The 20539-nt window shown below is 68.1% G+C and carries 19 protein-coding genes; 12 read left to right on the top strand and 7 right to left on the bottom strand.

Features of this window, described 5'->3' with window-relative positions; translation table 11 throughout:
* Positions 1-51 precede the first annotated feature (51 nt).
* The gene (locus ABE485_RS27080) at positions 52-1659 is read right to left on the bottom strand and encodes a methyl-accepting chemotaxis protein (RefSeq protein ID WP_346518340.1); all 1608 of its coding nucleotides are present in this window, start codon (positions 1657-1659) and stop codon (positions 52-54) included.
* Between the two features lie 178 nt (positions 1660-1837).
* Complete coding sequence (locus ABE485_RS27075) at positions 1838-3247, bottom strand: MFS transporter (protein ID WP_346518339.1); 1410 nt, start codon at positions 3245-3247, stop codon at positions 1838-1840.
* A 468-nt stretch (positions 3248-3715) separates the two neighbouring features.
* Here ABE485_RS27075 and ABE485_RS27070 point away from each other — a divergent pair, with 468 nt between their 5' ends.
* The 4 genes from ABE485_RS27070 (at position 3716) to ABE485_RS27055 (ending at position 8337) form a co-directional block, all read left to right on the top strand.
* Positions 3716-4219 (top strand): Csu type fimbrial protein, encoded by a 504-nt coding sequence (locus tag ABE485_RS27070; protein WP_346518338.1) that lies wholly within the window; start codon positions 3716-3718, stop codon positions 4217-4219.
* Positions 4220-4238: 19 nt separating this feature from the next.
* Positions 4239-4940 (top strand): fimbrial biogenesis chaperone, encoded by a 702-nt coding sequence (locus ABE485_RS27065; RefSeq protein WP_346518341.1) that lies wholly within the window; start codon positions 4239-4241, stop codon positions 4938-4940.
* Between the two features lie 116 nt (positions 4941-5056).
* Positions 5057-7345: a fimbria/pilus outer membrane usher protein gene (locus ABE485_RS27060; protein ID WP_346518337.1), complete on the top strand. Its 2289-nt coding sequence runs from the start codon at positions 5057-5059 to the stop codon at positions 7343-7345.
* Positions 7346-7353: 8 nt separating this feature from the next.
* Positions 7354-8337 (top strand): Csu type fimbrial protein, encoded by a 984-nt coding sequence (locus tag ABE485_RS27055; protein ID WP_346518336.1) that lies wholly within the window; start codon positions 7354-7356, stop codon positions 8335-8337.
* An 18-nt stretch (positions 8338-8355) separates the two neighbouring features.
* On the opposite strand, the gene ABE485_RS27050 is transcribed toward ABE485_RS27055, so the two are convergent.
* Entirely contained in the window at positions 8356-10422 is a 2067-nt protein-coding gene (locus ABE485_RS27050; RefSeq protein ID WP_346518335.1) for a site-specific recombinase, read from the bottom strand.
* 16 nt (positions 10423-10438) lie between these two features.
* Complete coding sequence (locus ABE485_RS27045) at positions 10439-12133, bottom strand: MFS transporter (protein ID WP_346518334.1); 1695 nt, start codon at positions 12131-12133, stop codon at positions 10439-10441.
* A 205-nt stretch (positions 12134-12338) separates the two neighbouring features.
* Here ABE485_RS27045 and ABE485_RS27040 point away from each other — a divergent pair, with 205 nt between their 5' ends.
* Positions 12339-12770, top strand: coding sequence for a DUF2809 domain-containing protein (locus ABE485_RS27040; RefSeq protein WP_346518333.1), 432 nt, complete (start codon positions 12339-12341; stop codon positions 12768-12770).
* 54 nt (positions 12771-12824) lie between these two features.
* Here ABE485_RS27040 and ABE485_RS27035 read toward each other — a convergent pair whose 3' ends face one another.
* Positions 12825-13040 (bottom strand): hypothetical protein, encoded by a 216-nt coding sequence (locus ABE485_RS27035; protein WP_346518332.1) that lies wholly within the window; start codon positions 13038-13040, stop codon positions 12825-12827.
* Positions 13041-13268: 228 nt separating this feature from the next.
* Between ABE485_RS27035 and ABE485_RS27030 the strand changes: the two genes are divergently transcribed.
* The 4 genes from ABE485_RS27030 to ABE485_RS27015 all read left to right on the top strand — a co-directional run bounded on the left by ABE485_RS27030 (position 13269) and on the right by ABE485_RS27015 (position 15047).
* Positions 13269-14000 (top strand): TenA family transcriptional regulator, encoded by a 732-nt coding sequence (locus ABE485_RS27030; RefSeq protein ID WP_050446826.1) that lies wholly within the window; start codon positions 13269-13271, stop codon positions 13998-14000.
* A gap of 66 nt (positions 14001-14066) precedes the next feature.
* Entirely contained in the window at positions 14067-14366 is a 300-nt protein-coding gene (locus ABE485_RS27025) for a 2Fe-2S iron-sulfur cluster-binding protein (protein WP_346518331.1), read from the top strand.
* Positions 14367-14371: 5 nt separating this feature from the next.
* Positions 14372-14698 carry a ferredoxin gene (locus tag ABE485_RS27020; protein ID WP_346518330.1) on the top strand — a complete coding sequence of 109 codons (327 nt, stop codon included), beginning with the start codon at positions 14372-14374 and terminating at the stop codon, positions 14696-14698.
* 4 nt (positions 14699-14702) lie between these two features.
* A complete protein-coding gene (locus ABE485_RS27015) occupies positions 14703-15047 on the top strand; it encodes a 2Fe-2S iron-sulfur cluster-binding protein (RefSeq protein ID WP_346518329.1) in 345 nt (114 codons plus the stop codon).
* Between the two features lie 34 nt (positions 15048-15081).
* Here the strand turns inward: ABE485_RS27015 and ABE485_RS27010 are convergent, their stop codons facing one another.
* A complete protein-coding gene (locus ABE485_RS27010; protein WP_346518328.1) occupies positions 15082-15801 on the bottom strand; it encodes a GntR family transcriptional regulator in 720 nt (239 codons plus the stop codon).
* Between the two features lie 79 nt (positions 15802-15880).
* On the bottom strand, positions 15881-16624 hold the full coding sequence (locus tag ABE485_RS27005; RefSeq protein ID WP_346518327.1) for a sulfite exporter TauE/SafE family protein: 744 nt from the start codon (positions 16622-16624) through the stop codon (positions 15881-15883).
* A 230-nt stretch (positions 16625-16854) separates the two neighbouring features.
* Between ABE485_RS27005 and ABE485_RS27000 the strand changes: the two genes are divergently transcribed.
* The 3 genes from ABE485_RS27000 (at position 16855) to ABE485_RS26990 (ending at position 20529) form a co-directional block, all read left to right on the top strand.
* Positions 16855-18387, top strand: a complete 1533-nt coding sequence (locus ABE485_RS27000) for a hypothetical protein (RefSeq protein ID WP_346518326.1) — start codon at positions 16855-16857, stop codon at positions 18385-18387.
* A gap of 167 nt (positions 18388-18554) precedes the next feature.
* A complete protein-coding gene (locus ABE485_RS26995; protein ID WP_346518325.1) occupies positions 18555-20015 on the top strand; it encodes an aldehyde dehydrogenase family protein in 1461 nt (486 codons plus the stop codon).
* Positions 20016-20049: 34 nt separating this feature from the next.
* The gene (locus tag ABE485_RS26990; RefSeq protein ID WP_056319338.1) at positions 20050-20529 is read left to right on the top strand and encodes a GlcG/HbpS family heme-binding protein; all 480 of its coding nucleotides are present in this window, start codon (positions 20050-20052) and stop codon (positions 20527-20529) included.
* Positions 20530-20539 lie beyond the last annotated feature (10 nt).

The following is a 20539-nucleotide window of genomic DNA, read 5'->3' as shown; positions in this document are numbered from 1 at the left end:
CGCTGTACCCGTGCTACGTGCGCGAATAGCCAGGCCCGCGCGCCGCGCCCGTCAGGCGGGCAGCAGCGCCTGCCTGCGGTCCTGTGCCTGCGCCAGCCCCTGCGCCGGCAGGCGGAACGCGCTGACCGCGCCCTGCAGCCGCTGCGCCTGCGTCTCCAGCGAGGACGCCGCCGCCGCCGCTTCCTCGACCAGCGCGGCATTCTGCTGCGTGACCTGATCCATCTGGTTGACCGCGGTGTTGACCTGGTCGATGCCGGTCACCTGTTCGTTGGACGCCGTCGCGATGTCGTTGACCAGCAGCGTCAGGCGTTCGATGGTGGCCAGTATTTCCTCCATCGTCCGGCCGGCGGTCTCGACCTGCGCGGAGCCCGCCTGCACCGTGGCGCCGGAGGCGTCCAGCAGCTGCTTGATCTCCTTGGCGGCGCCGGCGCTGCGCTGCGCCAGCGACCGGACCTCGGCGGCCACGACGGCGAAGCCCTTGCCCTCTTCGCCCGCCCGGGCGGCTTCCACCGCCGCGTTGAGCGCCAGGATGTTGGTCTGGAACGCGATGCCGTCGATCACGCCGACGATGTCCTCGATGCGGCTGGAGTCCTGGGCGATCTCGCGCATGGTGCTGACCGCCGCCTGCACCGCGTCGCCGCCGCGCTGGACCACTTCGGACGCGGTGGCCGCCATCTCGTTGGCGAGCCTGGCGTTTTCGGCGTTGCTGGTCACGGTGGACAGCAGCTGTTCCATGCTGGCGGCGGTTTCCTCCAGCGAAGCCGCCTGCTGCTCGGTGCGGCTTGACAGGTCCTGGTTGCCGGCGGCGATCTCGCTGGAACCCGTGTTGATCTCGGCCACACCGTCGCGCACCGTGTGCACGGTGCGCACCAGGCTGGCCTGCATTTCCTGCAGGTAGGGAATGATCTGGCCCACGCAGTTCTTGCCGAAGGGGGCGATCGGCGAGGTCAGGTCGCCGCCGGCGATGCGCTGGAACTGGCCCTTGAGCTCATCCAGGGGGCGCTTCACGAAATGCGCCACATAGCGGTCGCCCAGCACCAGCAGCAGCAGGCAGAGCGTCAGCGCAACCCCCATGCCGATGTAGGCCTGGCGGCGCTTGGCCTGCGCGTCCGTCCACAGCTGGGTCTCGCGGTCCTTGGCGTAGGCCTCGTAGTTCTCCATGCTCTTGCCGAAGCTGCGGCTGGCCGTGACGACCGGTCCCGCCGCATGCGCGCGCGCCTTGTCGATGGCGCCGGCCTCCAGATGCTGGCGCTGCACGGCGATGCCTTCGGCCAGCGCGTCGAAGCCGGCGCGCATCGGGTCCAGGACGGCGGGCGGCGCATCCTGGCGGGCCAGTTCGATAAACAGCGTTTGCTGGGCCTTTGCCGCGGTCAGCGCGGCGTCGATGCTGCGGCCCTCTTCGGCCGCCTTGTCCTTCTGGCCTTCGGCGGCGTATTCCAGCTGGCGCGACAGCCTGAGGCGCGCGCGCATGATCTGGTCATTGACCCGCGAGAGCGCGGACACTTCGTGCAGGAGTTCGCTGCTGGCCTCGAGCGCTTCGCCCGCGCTTCGCAATCCGTTGACGCTGATGGCCGACAGGCCGGCGATGAAGGCGCTGATCAAGAGCAAGGTGCACAAGATCATGCGGCGGATGGTGATGTCTTTCAGAAACTGTGTCATACGCGTCGTCCCAGGATGCAGCAAGCCTGCAATGGGACAACGGCCCGGCCGGAATCAATATTTAGCCGGTGTTGCACATCTTACGAATATGTCGTTGGGCCGGGCGAATATATCGAAAGGAACGGCAACAGTGTTGCGTGGTTGCGCTATCGCCGGCGTGGCCGGCGGGGCGGCGGGTTCAGCGCGACGCCGGCGCCTGCGCGGGTTCGCTGGCGTCGAACTTCAGGCGCGCGAAGCTGGCGATGCAGGCCAGTCCGGCGCACAGGGCGCCCAGCCACATCGCGGCGATGGCGCCGTGCGTGGTGGACACGTTGAAGCAGGCGGCGACCAGGGCGGCGCCCGTGGCCTGGCCCAGCAGGCGCACCGTGCCGATCATGCCGCTTGCGCCGCCGGCCCGCGACGCGGGCGCCGACGTCATGATGGCGCGCAGGTTGGGCGACTGGAAGAAGCCGAATCCGGCGCCGCAGATCGCCATCCGCCACGAGATGTCCAGCACGGAAGGGTCGGCGGGCATCAGCGCCAGCAGCGCCATGCCCAGCGCCAGCAAAGCCAGGCCGACCCCGCCCAGCATGCCGGCCGGATAGCTGTCGGACAGGCGCCCGGCGATGGGCGCCATCACGGCCACCACCACCGGCCAGGGCGTGATCAGAAAGCCGGTTTCCACCTGGCTGTAGCCCAGCACGGCCTGGAACAGGAAGGGCAGCGATACGAAGGCCAGCGCCTGGGCGGCGAACGCGCACACGGCGGTGGCGGCCGACAGGGCGAACAGGGGCCGGCGCAGCAGGTCCACCGCCAGGATGGGCGCGGGATGGCCGGCCTGCCGGCGCATCAGCAGCCACAGGCTGGCGGCCGCGATGCCGCCTTCCAGGGCGACGCGCGGCCACGGAGCGCCGTGCGCGAGTTCGTTGGTGGCAAGCACCAGCAGGCCCAGCGCCAGGGCGCACAGCAGCGCGGCCACGCCGTCGAAGCCGTGGGGCGCCCGGGTGGTGTCGGGCAGGCCGCGCAGGCCCAGCATCGCGGCCAGGATCCCGATGGGAAAGTTGATCAGGAACAGCCAGTGCCAGGAACCCAGCAGAAGGATCGCCGAGGCCACGGTGGGCCCGCCGGCGAACGACAGGCCGACCACCATGGCGTTGAGCCCCAGGCCGCGGCCCAGCATGTGCGACGGGTAGATGAAGCGCAGCAGCGCGCCGTTCACGCTCATGACCCCCGCCGCGCCGAGCCCCTGCAGGATCCGGGCCGCCACCAGCGTCGGCAGCGAGGGCGCCAGGCCGCTGGCAAGCGAGGACAGCGTGAATATCACCAGGCCCACGATGTAGATCCGCCGGTGCCCCAGGATCTCGCCCAGCGCCGCAGCCGGCAGCAGGCCGGCCACCATGGCCAGCTGGTAGCCGCTGATGACCCAGATGGAGCCCGCTTCGCTGGCCTGCAGGTCGCGTGCGATGGTGGGCAGCGCGGTGTTGGCGATTGCCGTGTCCAGGCTGGCCATGCAGACGGCCAGCATGACGGCCACGAGCGCGCCCAGGCGCTCGGCGGCGGGCAGGCCGACGCCGGCCGGATAGACGGTGCTGCGGGAGAACGAAAGCATGGATTGACGGCGAGGCGAGGGCGTCCGGACGGGCGCGCCCGAAATGGGGGAGCACTGATTCTAATGCGGCATCGCGTTTCAACGCTTCGTCAGCCGGGGCGGGAGGGGCGCGCAATCCCGCGCGGCGCCGAATATATGCCGCGATTATGCGCGAAGCGCGCTTCGAATAATCGGCCAATACAGTGTGTGCTGGATAAACAATTATCTGATCGGACAAAAAGGCCGTTTATGTCACTTAATGAAACCGACACGTCAATGAAATTACAACTGTTTGTGTATTGAAATTTGCACCGCCTCGCATAGATAATTGCACGGCGCATTTCGGCCTATTGCTCCGCAGCATCGTTAGCATTGGTAATAAAAATGGCCAACAGAAGAAACTGTTTGGTGCCGCATTTCAATATTTGGACGTACGATTAATTCGCAGCAGGATTGAATGTGCAACCGCATTTCCTGGAGGCATCACTCATGAACCGCTTGAAATCACCCGCAGCGGCGTTGTCCATTTTGTTTGCCGGCGCGGCGCCCGGCATTGCGGCCGCCCAGACCGCCACCGCCAATTTCAACGTCACATTGACCATCGCGGCAAACTGCGTGATTGCCGCCACCGATCTCAATTTCGGCAGCCACGGCGTGCTGAATTCCGCGGTGACCGGCAATACCAATCTGTCCGTGACCTGCAGCAATACCACGCCCTATACCGTCGGCCTCAATGCCGGCACCGGCACGGGGTCCACCGAGGCGCAGCGATTCCTGAGCGGCACGGGCGCCAATACCGCCACGGTGGCGTACCAGCTCTACAAGCCCGGCGGCCAGACCGTGGTGTGGGGCGATACCGATGTCTCGTCCCGCGTGGGCGGCACCGGCACCGGCACCGCGACGGCTATCCAGGTGAACGGCGTCGTGCCCTCGCAGACGACGCCGGCGCCCGGCAATTACTCTTCCACGGTCACCGCGACGGTCTACTTCTAGGGGGGGCGGTCCGATGTGGATGTTCGTGCGGACCTTGCTCTTTGCCGCCCTGGCGGGATGGGGCGGCGCGGCCCTGGCAGCCGCGCTGCAGATCTCCCCGGTACTGGTGGAGTTGGCGCCCGCCCAGGGGGCCAGCGGGATCATGCTGCGCAACCCCGGTGCCACGCCGATCTACGGCCAGGTGCGCATCTACGGCTGGGAACAGGCGGACGGCGACGACGTGCTGTCTCCCACGGACGACATCCAGGCCAGCCCGCCCATCATCCAGGTGCCCCCGGGCGGCGAACAACTGGTGCGGCTGGTGCGCGCGTCCAAAGAGACGCCGCCGCAGCAGAAGGGCTACCGGCTGATCATCGACGAAATTCCCGACCCGTCCACGCCCGCCATCAATGGCGTGGTGCTTCGCCTGCGCTATTCGGTGCCGGTGTTCGTGGCGGGGGCGGTCCCGTCGCCGGAGCCGGAGCTGGCCTGGCGCGTGGAGCGCGCCGGCGGTTCCTGGGTGGTGCGCGTGTCCAACACCGGAAGCCGCTACGCGCAGGTTGCCGCGCTGCAGATCCTGAATTCGGCAGGCAAGCCGGTCGCGGAACTGGAGGGGCTGCTGGGCTATGCGCTGGCCAACCGCAAGCGGGAGTGGAGCATTCCCGCCAGGCAGAATGCCGCCGGCCCCGTGCGGATCAGGGCCCTGATCAACGGCGACATGGTCACCGTGACCCCGCATTGACCGCATGACCGCGTTCCGGCGCGCCCCTGGGCCAGCCGGCAACCAGAGAAAGGCAGCCTATGGCGGTGCGCGCTACCCGTTCCCGCGGGCAACGCGCCTGGTGCCTCGCACTCTTCTTGCTGGGTGCGCCGGCCCTGGCGGCGGATACGCCCGATCAACTGGTCTCGTTCGGCAGCAGCGCCGAGCGCGACGTTTTCCTGGAGGTCAGCATCAACGGCGCCAATACTTCCCAACTGCTCCGCTTTCGGGACGCGCACGGCCGGCTGTCCGTCAGCGGCGCGGCGCTGCGTTCCATCGGCGTGGACCTGTCCAAGCTCGGCGCGGCGGACACGCGCGAGGTCAGCCTGGACGCCGTGGCGGGTCTGCGCTATGCCTACAACCCAGCGGCGCAATCCGTCGATATCGTGCTGCCCGACAACCTGCGTGTGCCGTACGAGGTGGATACGCGGGGCCTGCCGGACACGCCCATGGCCGCCGCCGGCCGCGGCCTGGTGCTGAACTACGACGCCTACGCGCAGACCGACTACGACTACCGGGTGGCGCTCTACTCCGAGCAGCGCTATTTCGATTCCTACGGCGTGTTCAGCAATTCGGGCACGGGATACCTGGGCGGCAGCGCGGACCGCTACGTGCGCTACGACACGTATTGGTCGCACTCCGACCAGGAAACCCTGCAGACCCTGCGCCTGGGCGACACGATCACGTCGTCGCTGAACTGGTCGCGCTCGGTGCGGGTGGCCGGCATCCAGTGGGGCAGGAACTTCGCGTTGCGGCCGGACCTGGTGACCTTCCCGGTGTCGTCGCTGAGTTCCTCGTCCGTCGTGCCGTCGTCGGTGTCGCTGTACATCAACGGCGTGCAGCAGTTTTCGGGCAGCGTGCCGCCGGGGCCGTTCGTGGTCAACCAGATCCCCGGCATCACCGGCGCCGGGCAGGCCACGCTGATCACGCGCGACGCTTTGGGCCGCACCGTCAGCACGTCGGTGCCGCTTTATGTCGACCCCCGGATGCTGGCGGCCGGGCTGTCCAGTTGGTCGGTCGAGGCGGGTTTCGTGCGGCGCCAGTTCAGCCTGCGGTCATTCGACTACGACAGCAAGCCCGTGCTGACCGCCTCGGGGCGCTATGGCTATACCGACGACCTGACCCTGGAAGGGCATACCGAGGCGGGCCCGGGCCTGTACAACGCCGGCGCGGGCGCGCTGGTGAAGCTGGGGCAGGCGGGCGTGGTGAGCGGGGCGCTGTCAGGCAGCGCGGGCAGCCATTCCGGCGCCCAGGTCAGCCTGGGGTACCAGTATGTGCGGCCGGAATTCAGCATCGACACCCAGGCCACCCGGCTGATCGGCGACTACGGCGACCTGGGTTCGCGCGAGGACGCGCCGGTGCCGCGCCAGACCGAGCGGATAACGGTGGCGATGCCCCTGGGGCGGTCGCAAAGCGTGGCCGTGAGCTACATCGGCTACCGCATGCCGGACGTGCCGATGGCCAAGCTGGGGTCCGCCACCTACACGGCCAATCTGCACAGCCGGGTTGTCATGACCCTGAGCGCGTACAAGGACTTTTCCCAGTCGAATTCGCAAGGCGTGTTCCTCGGCCTGTCGCTGATGCTGGGAGACCGCACGCAGGTCGGCGCGTCGGTGGGCAGGCAGGCGGGCGACGACACGTACAGCGTCAGCGCGCAAAGCAGCGTGCCGTACGAGGGCGGTTGGGGCTGGGCGGTGCAGAACGGCCGCACCGGCGGCATGCAGGTCAACCAGGGCCAGGTGCAATACCTGGGCCGCTACGGGCTGGTCGCGGGCATGGTGCAGGATTACGGGGGCCGGACGCAGGCCTCGGCGCAGGCGACGGGCTCGCTGGTGCTGATGGACGGCACGGTGATTCCGTCGCGGCGCATCAATGACAGCTTTGCGCTGGTGTCGACCGACGGCACGCCGGACGTGGCGGTGCTGCACGAAAACCGCAAGCTGGGCAGGACCAACGGCAGCGGCTATCTGCTGGTGCCGGACCTGAACTCGTATCAGACCAACCGCATCGCCATCGACCCGGAGGACCTGCCCGTCGACGTGCGGCTGGACTCCACCAGGACGGTGGTCGTGCCTCAGGGCGGGTCAGGCGTGCTGGCCAAGTTCCAGGTGGAAAAGTATGCCGCCGCCTCCGTCATCCTGACCACGCCGGACGGCGACTTCCTGCCGGTGGGCGCCGAGGTTGCGCACGTCGAAAGCGGCAATCATTCCGTGGTGGGATACGAGGGCCTGACGTTCGTGGAGGACCTGGCGGCGCACAACCGCCTGCGCGTCAAAGGCAGCGGCGTGTCGTGCGTGGTCGAATTCGACTACACGCATTCGGACAGCGATCCGATGCCCACGCTGGGGCCGTTCGTCTGCGAGCCGCTTGCGCGGCGGCAACCATGAGGGCGGCCATGCGCGCCGCCCTGTTGCTGGCCGCGGCGTGCGTCGCCGGGTATGCGGGACCGGCGCAGGCGAGCAGTTGCACGCTGGGCGCCGGCACCACGGGCACCATGGACTTCGGCACGGTCAATCCGCTGTTGCCCGGGGATACGGTGAACGACGGCGGACAGATCGCCGTGACCTGCAACTTCACGATCCTGGCCATCGGCGCGCGGTTGTGTTTCAGCCTGGGCGTGGGCAACACCAGCCCGTCGGTCGCGGCCCGCGCCATGGGGGCGGGCACGAACCGGATGAACTACAACCTGTATACGGATCCCGCCCGCAGCCAGGTCTGGGGCGCGGCGACCGCGGGCCAGCCCACATCCGTCACGCTCACCGGGCCGCTGCTGGGGGGCGGCAACGTGTCGACCACCTTCCGGTTCTACGGCAAGATTCCCGGTGGCCAGTCCTCGGTGCCGACCGTGGGCAACGCCAATACGCCCTACAGCGAGACCTACGCCACCACCGGCACGCTGGACGTGCTGTTCGGGCTGCTTTCCGGCCTGTCGAACTGCCCCCTGGCGGCGCCCACCCAGCGGATCACGATTCCGCTGGTGGTCAGGGCGACGGTGCAGAAGAACTGCACCATCAGCGCGACGGACATGGCGTTTCCCGCGCGCGGCACGCTGACCAGCGCCGTCACGGCGTCCAGCCAGATCACCGTCCGGTGCACCAACGCCAACGCCTTTTCCGTGGCCTTGAACGGCGGCTCCGTCGCCGGCAATGTGTCGGCGCGCCGAATGAAGCACGAGACCGCCGCGGATACGGTCGGCTACCAGCTGTACCAGGACGCCGCCTACGCGACCGTGTGGGGCGATGCCTCCGGGGGCGCGCCGCGGGCGGGCGTGGGCACAGGCGCCAACCAGACGTTCACGGTGTATGGCCGCGTGCCGGCGCAGGCCACGCCGCGGCCCGGGGCCTACAAGGACGTCATCACCGCCACCATCACGTTCTGAGCGCCGCCGCGTCCCCCTTCAAGGCTGCGCGGGCGCCGGCCGCGGCTTGAGCGGCCAGAACAAGGCCGCGGGACGGCGCAGGATGCGCCTGCGCACGCCGGCGGTCAGCGACGCGCGATCATCGCGGCGCATGTCGCGCGACGCCATCGCCACGTTGAAGGCCAGCGCGAAGCTCACGATCACATTGAGCGCGCCCGTCGCCGCGGTGCCTGCCACCGCCAGCCAGAACGCCTGCGTGTGCACGAGCTCCCAGCCCAGCGTGGCGAGCGCGGCCGCGACCTGACCGGCACTGAGCGTCACGTGCCGCACTTCCATGGTCGAGCCCAGGGCGCTCACGATGGCCGGCCCGAGGCCCAGCATCAGGCCCAGCGATACGTTGGCGGCGATCTGCGAAACGTTGCGCCGCCAGAAGCCCGCCCAGCGCACCGCGCCGCGCTCGCCCAGGAGCTGGCGCGTGCGGCGTCCGTAGGCCAGCACGTCATGCACGCGATGCAGCGCGAACCAGTTGTCGGCCCAGCCGGCAATCAGGCTGGACAGCCAGATCAGCGCGCCGGTCAGGGCCGCATAGAGGGGCGTCGGACCCCAGAAGGACAGCGAATCCAGGGTGTCGCGCGCCTTGTCGGCATCGATCAGGGGCTGCTCCAGCATCCGCATGGCAACCCATTGGATCGCCCAGGCCAGCGGAAACACCACGGCCAGATTGCCCAGGATCGCCGCCGCGTTCGAGCGCACCATCGACAGCGTGTCGTCGACGAAGGCCTCCCGGCCTTCGGGCGTGTAGGCCGCGTCCAGCCGGCGGGCGAGCGCGGGGCCCGTCATCGCCGGCTGCTTGGTGGCCAGCGTGAAGTGCGCAAACTGGATCACGAGAAAGCAGCCCGCGTAGTTGAGCGCGTTGAGCAGGCCTTCAAGGAACTTGTCCAGGTGCAGCGACGTGATGAAGAACTTCAGGTAGACCGTGATCGCCACAACGAAGCCGCCGCCCAGGGAGGCCTTCAGCATGTCCAGGTACTCCAGCGCGTCGCGGGCGATGTAGTGTTCGCCGGTTTCCGCGCTGCGGTCCATCACGCGGCGCGCCAGCTGGGCGAGCGATGAGGCCGCCAGGTGCCGGATGCTGCCGCGCGCCTGGGTGGACCGGATCAGCTCCGCGATGAGATGCGCGTATTTGTGGCGCTGCGTGGGGTCGATCCACACGCCCAGCAGCAGTTCGATGCGCGCCAGCCGCGTCTTCATGCCCTCGATCTGGTACACGATGTCCACCGCCACGCCGTTGCGCTTGAGCTCTTCGTACACGGCATCGCCGGCGGCGCGGCAGTCGTCCAGCCTGGCCCGGAATACGTTCAGGCGCTGGCCGAAGACGTCGCGCGGCGCATCCGGGGGGCTGCCGAAGAGATCCGCCGCCGCAGCCTCCAGCGGGAAGAACGGCGTATCGTCCACCCGCCCCGGCAGGCGCGAGCGGATGTCCCGGCCGAGACCGGTTGCGCGCACCTGGCTGACCAGCACCTGCATGCTGGTGGTCAGCGCCTGTTCCAGCCGCAGGGCAAGCGCGTCCGGCGGCGCGGCGCCCGCTGGCGCCTGGCCATCTCCCAGGCGCAGCAGCTCGCTGATCCGCGCCAGCGTCGCATCGTCCAGCGACTCGATCCATTGGGCATCGCCCGCGCCGCGGAACAAAAGCGTGAAGAGGCCCGACATGTCCCCGCGATTGGGTGGCGGCGGCAGCAGGCGCGCCAGCACGCGGTGCCAGAATTCGCCCCAGAAGCCGGGTTGCGACGCGACGCCGGTATCGCAAAGCAGCGAGGTGGGGTCATTGTCGGCCAGCAGCGAGCGCAGCGTGGCCGCGACACGGGCGGCCAGCGCGGGGTTGCGCTCCAGCACCTGCAGCGCATAGCGCAGGCGCGCGTGACGGGGATCTTGGCCGGGTTCCGGCGCCGGCCCCTGGCCCGGGCGGTTCAGCCAGCGGCAAAGGTCCACCATCCACAGGTTGCGCTCGGCCAGCGGGGCCTGCGGATCGGCGTTGGACAGGATGACGTCCAGCTGCGGCCCGTCGTGCCGCGACGTCCGCCAGTTGCGCCAGAGTGAGGTAAGCATGGACGGACCTCGCGGGTCATAGGGATTCGGGATTGCGGCGCAGCGAGAACCCCTGCGCTTCGTTCATGGCCAGATAGCTGACGTTGCGCGACACCACCGGCGGCTGGTCGCCCGCATGCAGCGCGCGCACCTCGTCCAGCACCATCTTGTCGGCCAGCGTCATGCGGTCGATCATGCGCAGGTACTGCATCCAGCTTTCCACCAGGAAGACTTCGCGCCAGACGCCTTCGCGCTCCAGGTCGCGGAACAGCTGCCACTGCTGCGCGCCGTTGCGCAGCCGCAGCAGCCGCAGCGGCCGGGCGGCATGGATCAGCGCCGCCAGCTTGTCCTGGTTGATCAGGTATTCCACCGCCACCAGCACCGCGCCGTGCTGGGTGTTGAAGCCCGCCGCGGCCATGGCGGGCTCGGCATCGTCGGCGCGCGCCAGCGATTGCGTGTCCACGTGTTCCGGCAGCCGCGACCGGTACAGCAGCGCGACGGTCACGCCCAGCATGATGCCGGCGGCGGACAGCGCGCCGGACACGCCCATGGTCCCGGCGAAATGGCCCCACATGAACGAGCCGGCCGCCAGGCCGCCGAAGATCGCGGTCTGGTAGAGCGCCAGCGCGCGCGCCTTCACCCAGTCGGGCACGAGCAGCTGGACGGTGGTGTTGTACGTGGCCAGTACGCCGATCCAGCAGGCGCCCGATATCAGGAGCGCCGGGAATGCCACCCACAGGGTGTCGGTCAGGCCCAGCGCCAGCAGGCAGGCGGCCAGCGCGGCGGCCGCCACGCTGATCAGTCCGCTGGCGCCCCAGGCGGCCCGGGCGCGGCGCACCAGCGCGCTGCCCAGGATGGCGCCCACGCCCAGCGCGCCCAGCATGTAGCCGTACAGCAGCGCGCTGCCGCCTTCGTGTTCGTGCGCCAGCAGCGGCAGCAGCGCCCACAGCGCGCTGGCCGACAGTCCGAAGGCGAACGACCGCAGCATCACCACGCGCGTCACGGTGGAATGCTGGGTGTAGCGCAGCGCCGCCACGACGCCCTCGAAGAGGCCTTCGGGGGGCAGGCGGCGCACGGGCAGGTCGCGCTTCCAGCGCCAGATCGCCCAGATCAGGCTGCCGTAGCAGAAGCAGTTCAGCAGGAAGACCCAGGAGGCGCCCATGGCGCCCAGCAGCAGGCCGCCGATGGCCGGGCCCACGGCGCGCGCCACGTTGAAGTTCACGCTGTTGAGCAGCACCGCGCTGCCGATGTGGGCGCGCGGCACCTGCTCGCCGACGGCCGCCTGCCAGGCGGGGGTGACGATGGCGCTGCCGATCGCGATGCAGAACACGGATGCGATCAGCGTAATGGGATGCAGCAGCCCGGCAAAGGCCAGCACGGTGATGAATATGCCGCCGGCCAGCTCCAGCAGCATGCCGGTCAGCATGACCTTGCGGCGGTCGTAGTTGTCCGCCAGCACGCCGGTCAGGATGGACAGCGCCACCAGCGGGAACGCCGCGGCCACCTGGATCATGGCGACCATCAGGGGGCTGCTCTGCTCGGTGGTGATGATCCAGGCGGCGGCGACGGACTGCGCCCAGGTGCCCAGGTTGGCGAAGAGGTTCGCGATCCAGATGATGCGGAACGCGGGAAAGGCAAAGGGGGAAAGCGTGCTGACCTGCAGGACGGGGGCGGGGTCCGCCGGCGGCGGGTCGGCCGGCAGGTCGGTGGAGGCCGAGACAGGCTGCAGCATGAGTGGCTAGTGCGGGGCGGGACGGCGCCCTTTCCGCGCGTGGTCTGGGTCGGTCAATGGTACGCCCAAGGCAGGCCGGTTTGGGGGCTCCTCGTGCTTTTCTAGTACCCTGCCCGTGGCGCGGCCCTGCCGGCCGCGCGCGAGGACCCGGCGCGCGCCCGGACCGGCGTGCGCCCCTGTTTCACTATTTACGACTGCTGGTTCAATGACCCTGACTTTCAACGGGCGCGCATTCGCCGCCCTGCTCGCCGTGACGGCCGTGCTGGCGGCCATCGCCACCCTGGGCGCACCCTATCCCTTCCTGCGCGGCTTCGTGGGCGACGTGGTGGCGGTGGGCTGGGCGTACCTGCTGTACCGCAGCTTCATCCGGGCGGGCGTGCTGCCTTTGGCCCTGGCGGCGCTGTTCACGGGCTATGCGGTGGAACTGGGCCAGTATCTGGCCCGGCATTTCGGCTGGCGCATTGAACAGCCGGTATTGCGCGTCGTGCTGGGCAGCGTGCCCGACTGGTGGGACGTGCTGGCCTACACCGTGGGCTTTGCCGTGGTGCTGGCGCTGGCGGGCGGCAATGCGCGCCGCCAGCGGGACGCGGCGATGCGCAATGCCCGGATGCAGGTCAGCCTGCGCGCAAGGCGCTAGCCGCCGCGGGATCCCGGCCCGGGAAAGCTTCCCGGGCGCCAACCCTTATCTTTTTCAGCCGGCCTGGCACACCGTGTCGTCGCTCTGCGCGCGCACGGCGGGTGCGGCTGCGCGCAGCGGCTGCAGGCGGGCATTGCGGAACGGCGCCAGGCATTCGGCCCACGACGAGGGAAACAGCGACGTGGCGTGGCGCACGGCATCGCGGCGGGCATAGTGAGCAAGCAGTTGCTGGCCGATCGGGGCGTCTCCAAGGGGATGGCGGGTATTCATGGTATTTCCGTATTGCATTGAAAGTGTATTCATTGTACGTCGGCGACGACATTGCGTCCAGCCCCGGGGCGGCGCCTGCAAGTGCTTGATATGCAAGAAACTGTCCCTGTTTTAAGTGCGTTTCTCCGGGATAGCCCTAGCAGCCCAAAACAGTAGACGGTATACAATGTTCACCATGCCCGGGCTTAGACAGGCCTGGAATTTCTCCCACTGGACCTGGAGCGAGTCATGGCAGAACTGATGAACCGAGATGAATTCCGTACCGCGCTGGAAAACGCGATCAAGGGCAAGAGCGCCAACGCATCGCCCTTTTCCATTGCCTGGGCCGAGGGCAAGCTCAGCCGCGAGCATCTGTCCCGCTGGGCCGAGAACCACTACCACTACGTGGGCCCGTTCGCCGACTACCTGGGCTACCTGTACGCCCGCACGCCCGACACCTACACCGAGGCCAAGGATTTCCTGCTGGCCAACATGTACGAAGAGGAAATCGGCGGCGACCGCCACACGGACCTGCTGATCCGCTTCGCCGAGGCCTGCGGCACGACCCGCGAACGGGTGACCAATCCGGACAACATGTCGCCCACCACGCGCGCCCTGCAAAGCTGGTGTTATGCCGTGGCCATGCGCGAAGACCCCATCGTCGCGGTGGCCGGCCTGGTGGTGGGCCTGGAATCCCAGGTGCCGTCGATCTACCGCAAGCAGACGCCGACGCTGCGCGAGAAGTACGGCTTCACCGACGAGGAAGTGGAATTCTTCGACCTGCACATCGTGTCGGACGAAATCCACGGCGAACGCGGTTACCAGATCGTGCTGGAGCACGCCAACACGGTGGACCTGCAGCAGCGCTGCCTGAAGATCTGCGAAATCGGCGCGCAGATGCGGCTGCTCTACACCACGGCCCTCTACACCGATTACGTGCAGCATGAAATCAAGCTGCCCGAACTGGGCCTTGCCGCCTGACATCCCGCACGCGGCCGCCCGGCGCATGCCGGGGGCGGCCGGACCGCAGCTCCTGGACGAAGACCCATGCCTACCGTTGTGTTTCATAAAGGCGGCCAGACCTACACCGACGTGGTGAAGGACAACACCAACCTGGTGGTGCGGGCCGGCATCAAGCAGTTTCCGTTTCCGCATCTGCGCTACGAATGCGGCATGGGCAAATGCGCCAAGTGCGCCTGCCGCGTCCTGTCGGGCGCCGAGCATCTGCCTCCGGTGAACTGGAAGGAAAAGAAGCAGTTGGGCGACCGCATCGACCAGGGCTACCGGCTGGCGTGCCAGCTCTGGCTGAGCAGCGACATCGAGCTTGCCCAGGACGTGGAGGCATAACGGCCATGGCATCGACCTATGTGATCCTGACCTCCAAGCCGGGCGTCTTCCGCACCGAGGCGGGCGACGGGGCAGACATCATGGAAACCTACGACTACGTGTTCTACGGTCGCGCGCTGGCGGTGTTCAGCATCGCCCTGCTGCGCCGCGACATCAAGCTGGTCGTCACCGAGGAAACGCCGCCGTACGTGGTCAACCACGTGCCGTCCAAGTTCCTGGAAAAGTTTGCGTCGGTCGACGCCGCCCGCAAGGAGCTGGCGCACCTGACGCGTTTTGGCAGCATGGAGTCGACGTTGACGCTGAGGTCCGGCGCCATCGCCGCGGAGCACTGAACACATGGTCCAGATCACTTTCATTTCGAACGGCGGCATGGTGGCGACCGCGCCGGAAAACAGCAATCTGCTGCGGGTGTCGCTGAAGGAAAAGGGCGGCATCCCCTTCAAGTGCGGGGGCGGCCTGTGCGGCACCTGCAAGTGCCGCATCGAAGAAGGGCTTGAAAACACCGACGCCATCAAGCCCAAGGAGCGCAAGCACCTGCGGCCCGAGGATTTCGAGGCCGGCTACCGCATGGCCTGCCAGACCTTCGTGAGCGGCGACGTCAAGGTGTCGTGGGTGGTGCAGAACGGCAAGGGCATCGTGGTGGGCGCGGCGTCCGGCCCCGTGGAGGCCGCCGCCACGTAGGAAGCGCAGGCGCGGCCTTCGTGGCCGCCTGGCTTTAGGCCACCGACGCGTGCGGCGGCTGCTGGGCCTCGGTGTAGGCCTTGGCGGCGTTGTGCACGTGCTGGCTGGCCAGCAGCGCCGCCAGGTCGCCGTTGCCGGCGATGACCGCGTTCAGGATCTGCGAATGCTCGTCCCAGTTCTGCTTGGCACGGCGCATGTTGCTGGGCGCGAACAGCAGGGCCGTGCGGTCGCGCAGCGAGCGCATCAGGTCGGTCAACACCACGTTGCCGCCGATGGTGGCCAGCATTTCGTGGAACTGCGAATTCAGCGCCAGGAACTTGTCCAGTTTTTCGTCGCGCGCGGCTTCCGTGCCTTCGCGCAGGAAGGCCTGCAGGCGTTCCACGGTCTTTTCGTCGCGGCGCTGCGCCGCCAATTTGGCGTTCAGGCCTTCAAGCGTGGCGCGCACTTCCACCATGTCGTAGGCCACCGCGTCGGACAGCACCGACACGGACGCCCCGCGCCGGGGCTCGATCGTGACCAGCCCTTCGGCGGCCAGCGCGCGCAACGCTTCGCGCACCGGAATGCGCGACACGCCCATTTCTTCCGACAGGCGTCCTTCGACCAGGCGGTCGCCGGGCGTGAATTCGCCGCTCAGGATGCGTTCGCGCAGCTTGTCGCGGATGACGGCAAAGAGCTGCGGGTGCTGCTCGCCGATCTTCAGCGGGGCGGAGTGCTGCGTCTCTATGGCTTGCGGGCTGACGGGGGAAGTTGTCATGGCGAGCAGGGTTGGCGTAATGGATACAGTCTCCATTGTATTACCGGGTGTAGCCGGGCGTCGCCGCTAGCGTGCCGCATCAATGCACCCAGAATGCCTTCACCAGCACCCCCACCGCGCCCGCGGCGCAGGCCGCGAGCAGGACGGCGCGCACGGCGCGCGGGGGCAGCAGGGTGCGCAGCCGGTTGGAGACCGCAAAACCGGCCAACAGGAAGGGCGCCAGGCTGAGGGCCAGCCCGACGTGGTAGCCGGTGTAGCGCTTGGCCAGCGCCAGCATGGCGAGCGAAAAGATCGATCCCAGGAACAGCACCATGCCCAGCGTGGCGCGCAGGCGGTCCGGGGCGGCGTGCTGCAGCACGATGGCGATGGGCGGCGCGCCCACCGAGGTCATCGTCCCCATGATGCCGGAGGCCACGCCCGCACCGGAGACCCTGCCCGGCGTGGCGGTAAAGCGCAGTCCGGCCACGCTGAGCGCCACGGCGATCAGGATCATGCACGCGAACAGCACGCCCAGCGCCTGGGGCGCGAAGCGCGCCATGGCGTAGATGGCGATCAGCGTTCCTACCGCCCGGCCCGACAGCGCATAGGCCACGGCCGGCCAGTCGATCGCGGCGCGCTCGCGCAGCGCGGTCAGCAGGGAGATGAATCCGCCCAGCGTCAGCAGGGGGCCGGGGGCAAGCTGGGGAAAGAACATGGCCGCCACGGGCGCGGCGAACATGGCGAAGCCGACGCCGCCCACGCCCTGCGCCACCGCGGCGCCGAACACCACGGCCGCCATGGCGGCGTAGTGCGGCAGATCGGAAAACGGCAGGGAAGACAGCATGCCTCGCACTTTGTAAATTATGTATACGATAGTCTATCGATGATTTTTAGCTCAGGCGAATAGATTCCCGAAAACTACGGGTAAACCCCTGATTTTCCGCCGATATTCATCAATATTTCAGAATTATCGCTTTCCCTAGGCGGTGCATATTTCGGTTGGTATGGCGTTCAACGAAATATAGTATACCGATTGTGGCGACCCAACAGCCACGTACACAAGGGGAATAGCGCATGCAATCCGACGTCGTGCTCAATGCCGCTCATTGGATATACCTGATCAGCGTGGCCGCCATCATCCTGACGATGATCCTGCGAGCCAACGTGGTGGTGCCGTCCGTCATCGGCACCTTCCTGGTGGTGCTGGCCATCACCGGCAACCCGGTCAGCGCGCTGATCGGCATCTTCTCGGCCAGCTTCGTGGCGGCCAAGGAGCTCTTCAACATCTTCCTGGTCATCACCTTCATGACCGCGCTGCTCAATGCGCTCAAGACCCTGCAGGCGGATGTGCGCATGGTGCAGCCGTTCCGCAAGGTCATGCGCGGGGGGCATTCGTCCTTCCTGATCATCGCCCTCTGTACCTATGTGATCTCGCTGTTCTTCTGGCCCACGCCCGCCGTGCCCCTGGTGTCCGCCATCCTGCTGCCCGCGGCCATCGCGGCCGGCCTGCCGCCCCTGGCGGGCGCCATGGCCATCGCGATCGCCGGCCAGGGCATGGCCCTGTCCTCCGACTACGTGATCGGCGTGGCGCCCAGCATCAGCGCCAAGGCGGCCGGCGCCGCGGTCAGCGCCGCCGTGGTGGCCGACCGCGCCCTGGTGCTGTCGCTGATCACCGGCGGGGTGGCGCTGATCGCGGCCTACCTGCTGGTGCGCAAGCACATCGTCGCGGCCGATCCGGCGCTGCTGTCGGCCTGGCAGGCCCGCGCCCAGGACGGCAGCCTGGCCCGGATCGAGCAGTCGGGCTCCTTCGACAAGGCGGAACTGGCGCGCGGCACGATGGGCGCCGATCCCGCGCTGCCCGCCGAACCGGCCATGAGCGAGGAAGAGCGCCGCCGCGTGCGCTGGTCCAAGACCTTCGCGGTCGTCACGCCGCTGGCCTTCCTGGCGGTGATCGCCGTGATGGTGCTGCCGCGCCTGTTTCCTTCCCTGCCCGCGCTGCGCGGGGGCGACGCCGCGGCGCTGGTGGGCGGCGTGGCGTTCGTGGTGATGATGCTGGTGACTTTGGCGGCCGAAGGGCCGCGCAAGATGCTCGACGTCTGCCCCGAACACGTGACCGACGGCTTTGTCTTCGCCTTCAAGGCCATGGGCTCCGTGCTGCCGATCGCGGGCTTCTTCTTCGTGGGCGCCAATGAAACGGCGGCCCAGATCCTGGGCGTGCCGCAGGCGCAGGCGCCCGGGTTGCTGTTCGAGGTGATCTCGGCGGCGCAGCACCTGATTCCGGAAAACCACTTCCTGGTCGCCTTCGGCGTGCTCATCGTCGGCATGATCACCGGCATCGACGGCTCGGGCTTCGCAGGGCTGCCGCTGACCGGCACGCTGTCCGGCGCCCTGGGGCCGGTGGTGGGCGTGGACCCGGCCACGCTGGCGGCGGTGGGCCAGATGGGGGCGGTTTGGACGGGCGGCGGCACGCTGATCGCCTGGTCGTCGCTGATCGCGGTGGCGGGCTTTGCGCGGGTGAACGTGCTGTCGCTGGTGCGGGCCCTGCTGCTGCCGGTACTGCTGGCCTTGTTCGTCTCCACCATCTGCGCCGTGCTGATCTGGCGCTGAGGCGCGGCGCGTCCGATGCAAAAGGCTCCTGCGGGAGCCTTTTTCCCATCCGGCGTTGGGGTTTCCACGCATCGTCGCAAACTGATTAAAGTATACAATGTTCAGCATATGACCCAGCGGCCCACGCCCCGCCCGCCCCGGCAGGGCTACAAATAGGAAGCGCTCCCGTGGACGATCTCTCGCAGCAGACCTTTTTGAACTACATCGGCGGCAACTGGACGCCCAGCGGCACGGGCAAGACCGCGCCCAACCTCAATCCGGCCGACACGGCCGACATCGTGGGCCGGTTCCAGGTGTCCGATGCCGATGACGCGAGGCGGGCGGTGGAAGCGGCCGACGCGGCTTTCGCCGCGTGGCGCGACACGCCGATCTCCAAGCGGGCGGCCATCCTGTTCCGCGCGGCCCAATACCTGGAGGACCACGCCGACGCGTTCGCGCGCGAACTGACCCGGGAAGAAGGCAAGGGACTGAACCTGGCCAAGGATGAAATCCTGCGGTCGGCGCAGACGATCCGCTTCTACGCCGTCGAAGGCCAGTCCTTCACCGGCGAAACCTACGTCAACGACGATCCGGACATGATCGTCTACAGCCAGCGCGAACCGTTGGGCGTGGTGACGGTGATCTCGCCCTGGAACTTCCCCATTTCCATCCCCGCGCGCAAGATCGCGCCCGCGCTGATCACGGGCAACACCGTGGTGTTCAAGCCGTCGTCGGACGCGCCCCTGTCGGGCTACCGCCTGACCGAGGCCTTCGTGCAGGCCGGCCTGCCCGCGGGCGTGCTGAATTTCCTGACCGGACCGGCGGGCGCCGTGGGCGAGGCCATCACCGGCGCGCCGCAGGTGCGGGCCATCTCCTTTACCGGATCCACCGCGGCGGGCGAACAGATCCACCGCAGCGCGGGCCTGACCACGCGCACGCAGATGGAACTGGGCGGCAAGAATCCGTTGATCGTGCTGGCCGACGCCGACCTGGATCGCGCGGTGGACTTGGCGGTGAAGGGCGGGTTCTCGCTGAGCGGCCAGGCCTGCACCGGCACCAGCCGCGTGCTGGTGGACGCCAAGGTGAGCAAGGCCTTCACAGACAAGCTGCTGGCCAGGATCAAGACGCTGACCATCGGCAACGGCCTGGACGGCAACTTCGACCTGGGTCCGCTGGCGACCGCGCGGCAGCTCGACAACGTGCTGGGCTATGTCGAGATCGGCAAGCAGGAGGCCACGCACCTCCATGGCGGAGACCGCCTGCAGGGCGCGGGTTTCGATCGCGGCTACTACGTGACGCCGGCGCTCTTTGCCGGCGTGACCCAGAAGATGCGCATCGCCCGCGAGGAAATCTTCGGCCCCGTCATCGCGCTGATCGAGGTCGACGGCTACGAAGACGCCATCGCCCAGGCCAACGACACGGAATACGGGCTGTCGGCCGCCATCGCCACCACCGACGCGCGCTACGCGCATCGCTTCGCCCGCGACATCCAGGCGGGCACGGTGAAGATCAACCGCACCACCACCGGCAACCTGATCAACGCCCCGTTCGGCGGCCTGAAGCACTCCAGCACGTCCACGTTCCGCGAGTCGGGCCGCGTGGGCCTGGAGTTCTACACCCAGATCAAGACCGTCTACCGCGCCGGCTGACGGCGTCCAACTCCATTTCACAGAGGCATTGCACATGAAACAGATCTATCGCCTGGAACTTGAAGAAGCGCGCGTCATGGTGCGCGCCGCCATCGCCAAGTCGCAAGAGATCGGCGTGCTGGAATCGATCTGCATCGTGGACGACGGCGGCTATCCGATCGCGCTGGAGCGCATGGACGGCGCCCGCATCACCGGTCCGCAGATCGCCTGGAACAAGGCGTTCACCGCCGCCGGCCACAAGCGTTCGACCCACCTGTTCAACACGCCGCCCAACGGCCCCGCGCTGCCGGGCAACGAAGCCTTCGGCATCCAGTGGAGCTTTGACGGCAAGTTCGCGGTCTTCGTGGGCGGGTTTCCCATCGTCGTGAACGGCGAGGTGATCGGCGGCGTCGGCCTGAGCGGCGGCAATGGCGAACAGGACACCAAGGCCGGCCTGGCCGCGCTGGCGGCGCTGGGCGAGCTCCTGGAGCCGCGCGGCATGAAAGTGCTGGTCGAAGCCGACATCAAGAAATAGGCGAGGACGC

It is taken from the genome of Achromobacter spanius, assembly GCF_039673305.1.
GTDB classification, from domain to species: domain Bacteria; phylum Pseudomonadota; class Gammaproteobacteria; order Burkholderiales; family Burkholderiaceae_B; genus Achromobacter; species Achromobacter spanius_F.
Note: the sequence above shows the minus strand (reverse complement) of the source record. Positions and strands in the feature narration are given on the sequence as shown.

What these genes read in the sequence shown, in the direction of transcription:
- ABE485_RS27030 (WP_050446826.1), top strand. Translation starts at nt 13,269, where the DNA reads ATGGCAGAACTGATGAACCGAGATGAATTCCGTACCGCGCTGGAAAAC.
- ABE485_RS27045 (WP_346518334.1), bottom strand. Translation starts at nt 12,133, where the DNA reads ATGCTGCAGCCTGTCTCGGCCTCCACCGACCTGCCGGCCGACCCGCCG.
- ABE485_RS27065 (WP_346518341.1), top strand. Translation starts at nt 4,239, where the DNA reads ATGTTCGTGCGGACCTTGCTCTTTGCCGCCCTGGCGGGATGGGGCGGC.
- ABE485_RS27080 (WP_346518340.1), bottom strand. Translation starts at nt 1,659, where the DNA reads ATGACACAGTTTCTGAAAGACATCACCATCCGCCGCATGATCTTGTGC.
- ABE485_RS26990 (WP_056319338.1), top strand. Translation starts at nt 20,050, where the DNA reads ATGAAACAGATCTATCGCCTGGAACTTGAAGAAGCGCGCGTCATGGTG.
- ABE485_RS27050 (WP_346518335.1), bottom strand. Translation starts at nt 10,422, where the DNA reads ATGCTTACCTCACTCTGGCGCAACTGGCGGACGTCGCGGCACGACGGG.
- ABE485_RS27020 (WP_346518330.1), top strand. Translation starts at nt 14,372, where the DNA reads ATGGCATCGACCTATGTGATCCTGACCTCCAAGCCGGGCGTCTTCCGC.
- ABE485_RS27010 (WP_346518328.1), bottom strand. Translation starts at nt 15,801, where the DNA reads ATGACAACTTCCCCCGTCAGCCCGCAAGCCATAGAGACGCAGCACTCC.
- ABE485_RS27075 (WP_346518339.1), bottom strand. Translation starts at nt 3,247, where the DNA reads ATGCTTTCGTTCTCCCGCAGCACCGTCTATCCGGCCGGCGTCGGCCTG.
- ABE485_RS27025 (WP_346518331.1), top strand. Translation starts at nt 14,067, where the DNA reads ATGCCTACCGTTGTGTTTCATAAAGGCGGCCAGACCTACACCGACGTG.
- ABE485_RS27070 (WP_346518338.1), top strand. Translation starts at nt 3,716, where the DNA reads ATGAACCGCTTGAAATCACCCGCAGCGGCGTTGTCCATTTTGTTTGCC.
- ABE485_RS27015 (WP_346518329.1), top strand. Translation starts at nt 14,703, where the DNA reads ATGGTCCAGATCACTTTCATTTCGAACGGCGGCATGGTGGCGACCGCG.
- ABE485_RS27040 (WP_346518333.1), top strand. Translation starts at nt 12,339, where the DNA reads ATGACCCTGACTTTCAACGGGCGCGCATTCGCCGCCCTGCTCGCCGTG.
- ABE485_RS27000 (WP_346518326.1), top strand. Translation starts at nt 16,855, where the DNA reads ATGCAATCCGACGTCGTGCTCAATGCCGCTCATTGGATATACCTGATC.
- ABE485_RS27005 (WP_346518327.1), bottom strand. Translation starts at nt 16,624, where the DNA reads ATGCTGTCTTCCCTGCCGTTTTCCGATCTGCCGCACTACGCCGCCATG.
- ABE485_RS27055 (WP_346518336.1), top strand. Translation starts at nt 7,354, where the DNA reads ATGCGCGCCGCCCTGTTGCTGGCCGCGGCGTGCGTCGCCGGGTATGCG.
- ABE485_RS27035 (WP_346518332.1), bottom strand. Translation starts at nt 13,040, where the DNA reads ATGAATACCCGCCATCCCCTTGGAGACGCCCCGATCGGCCAGCAACTG.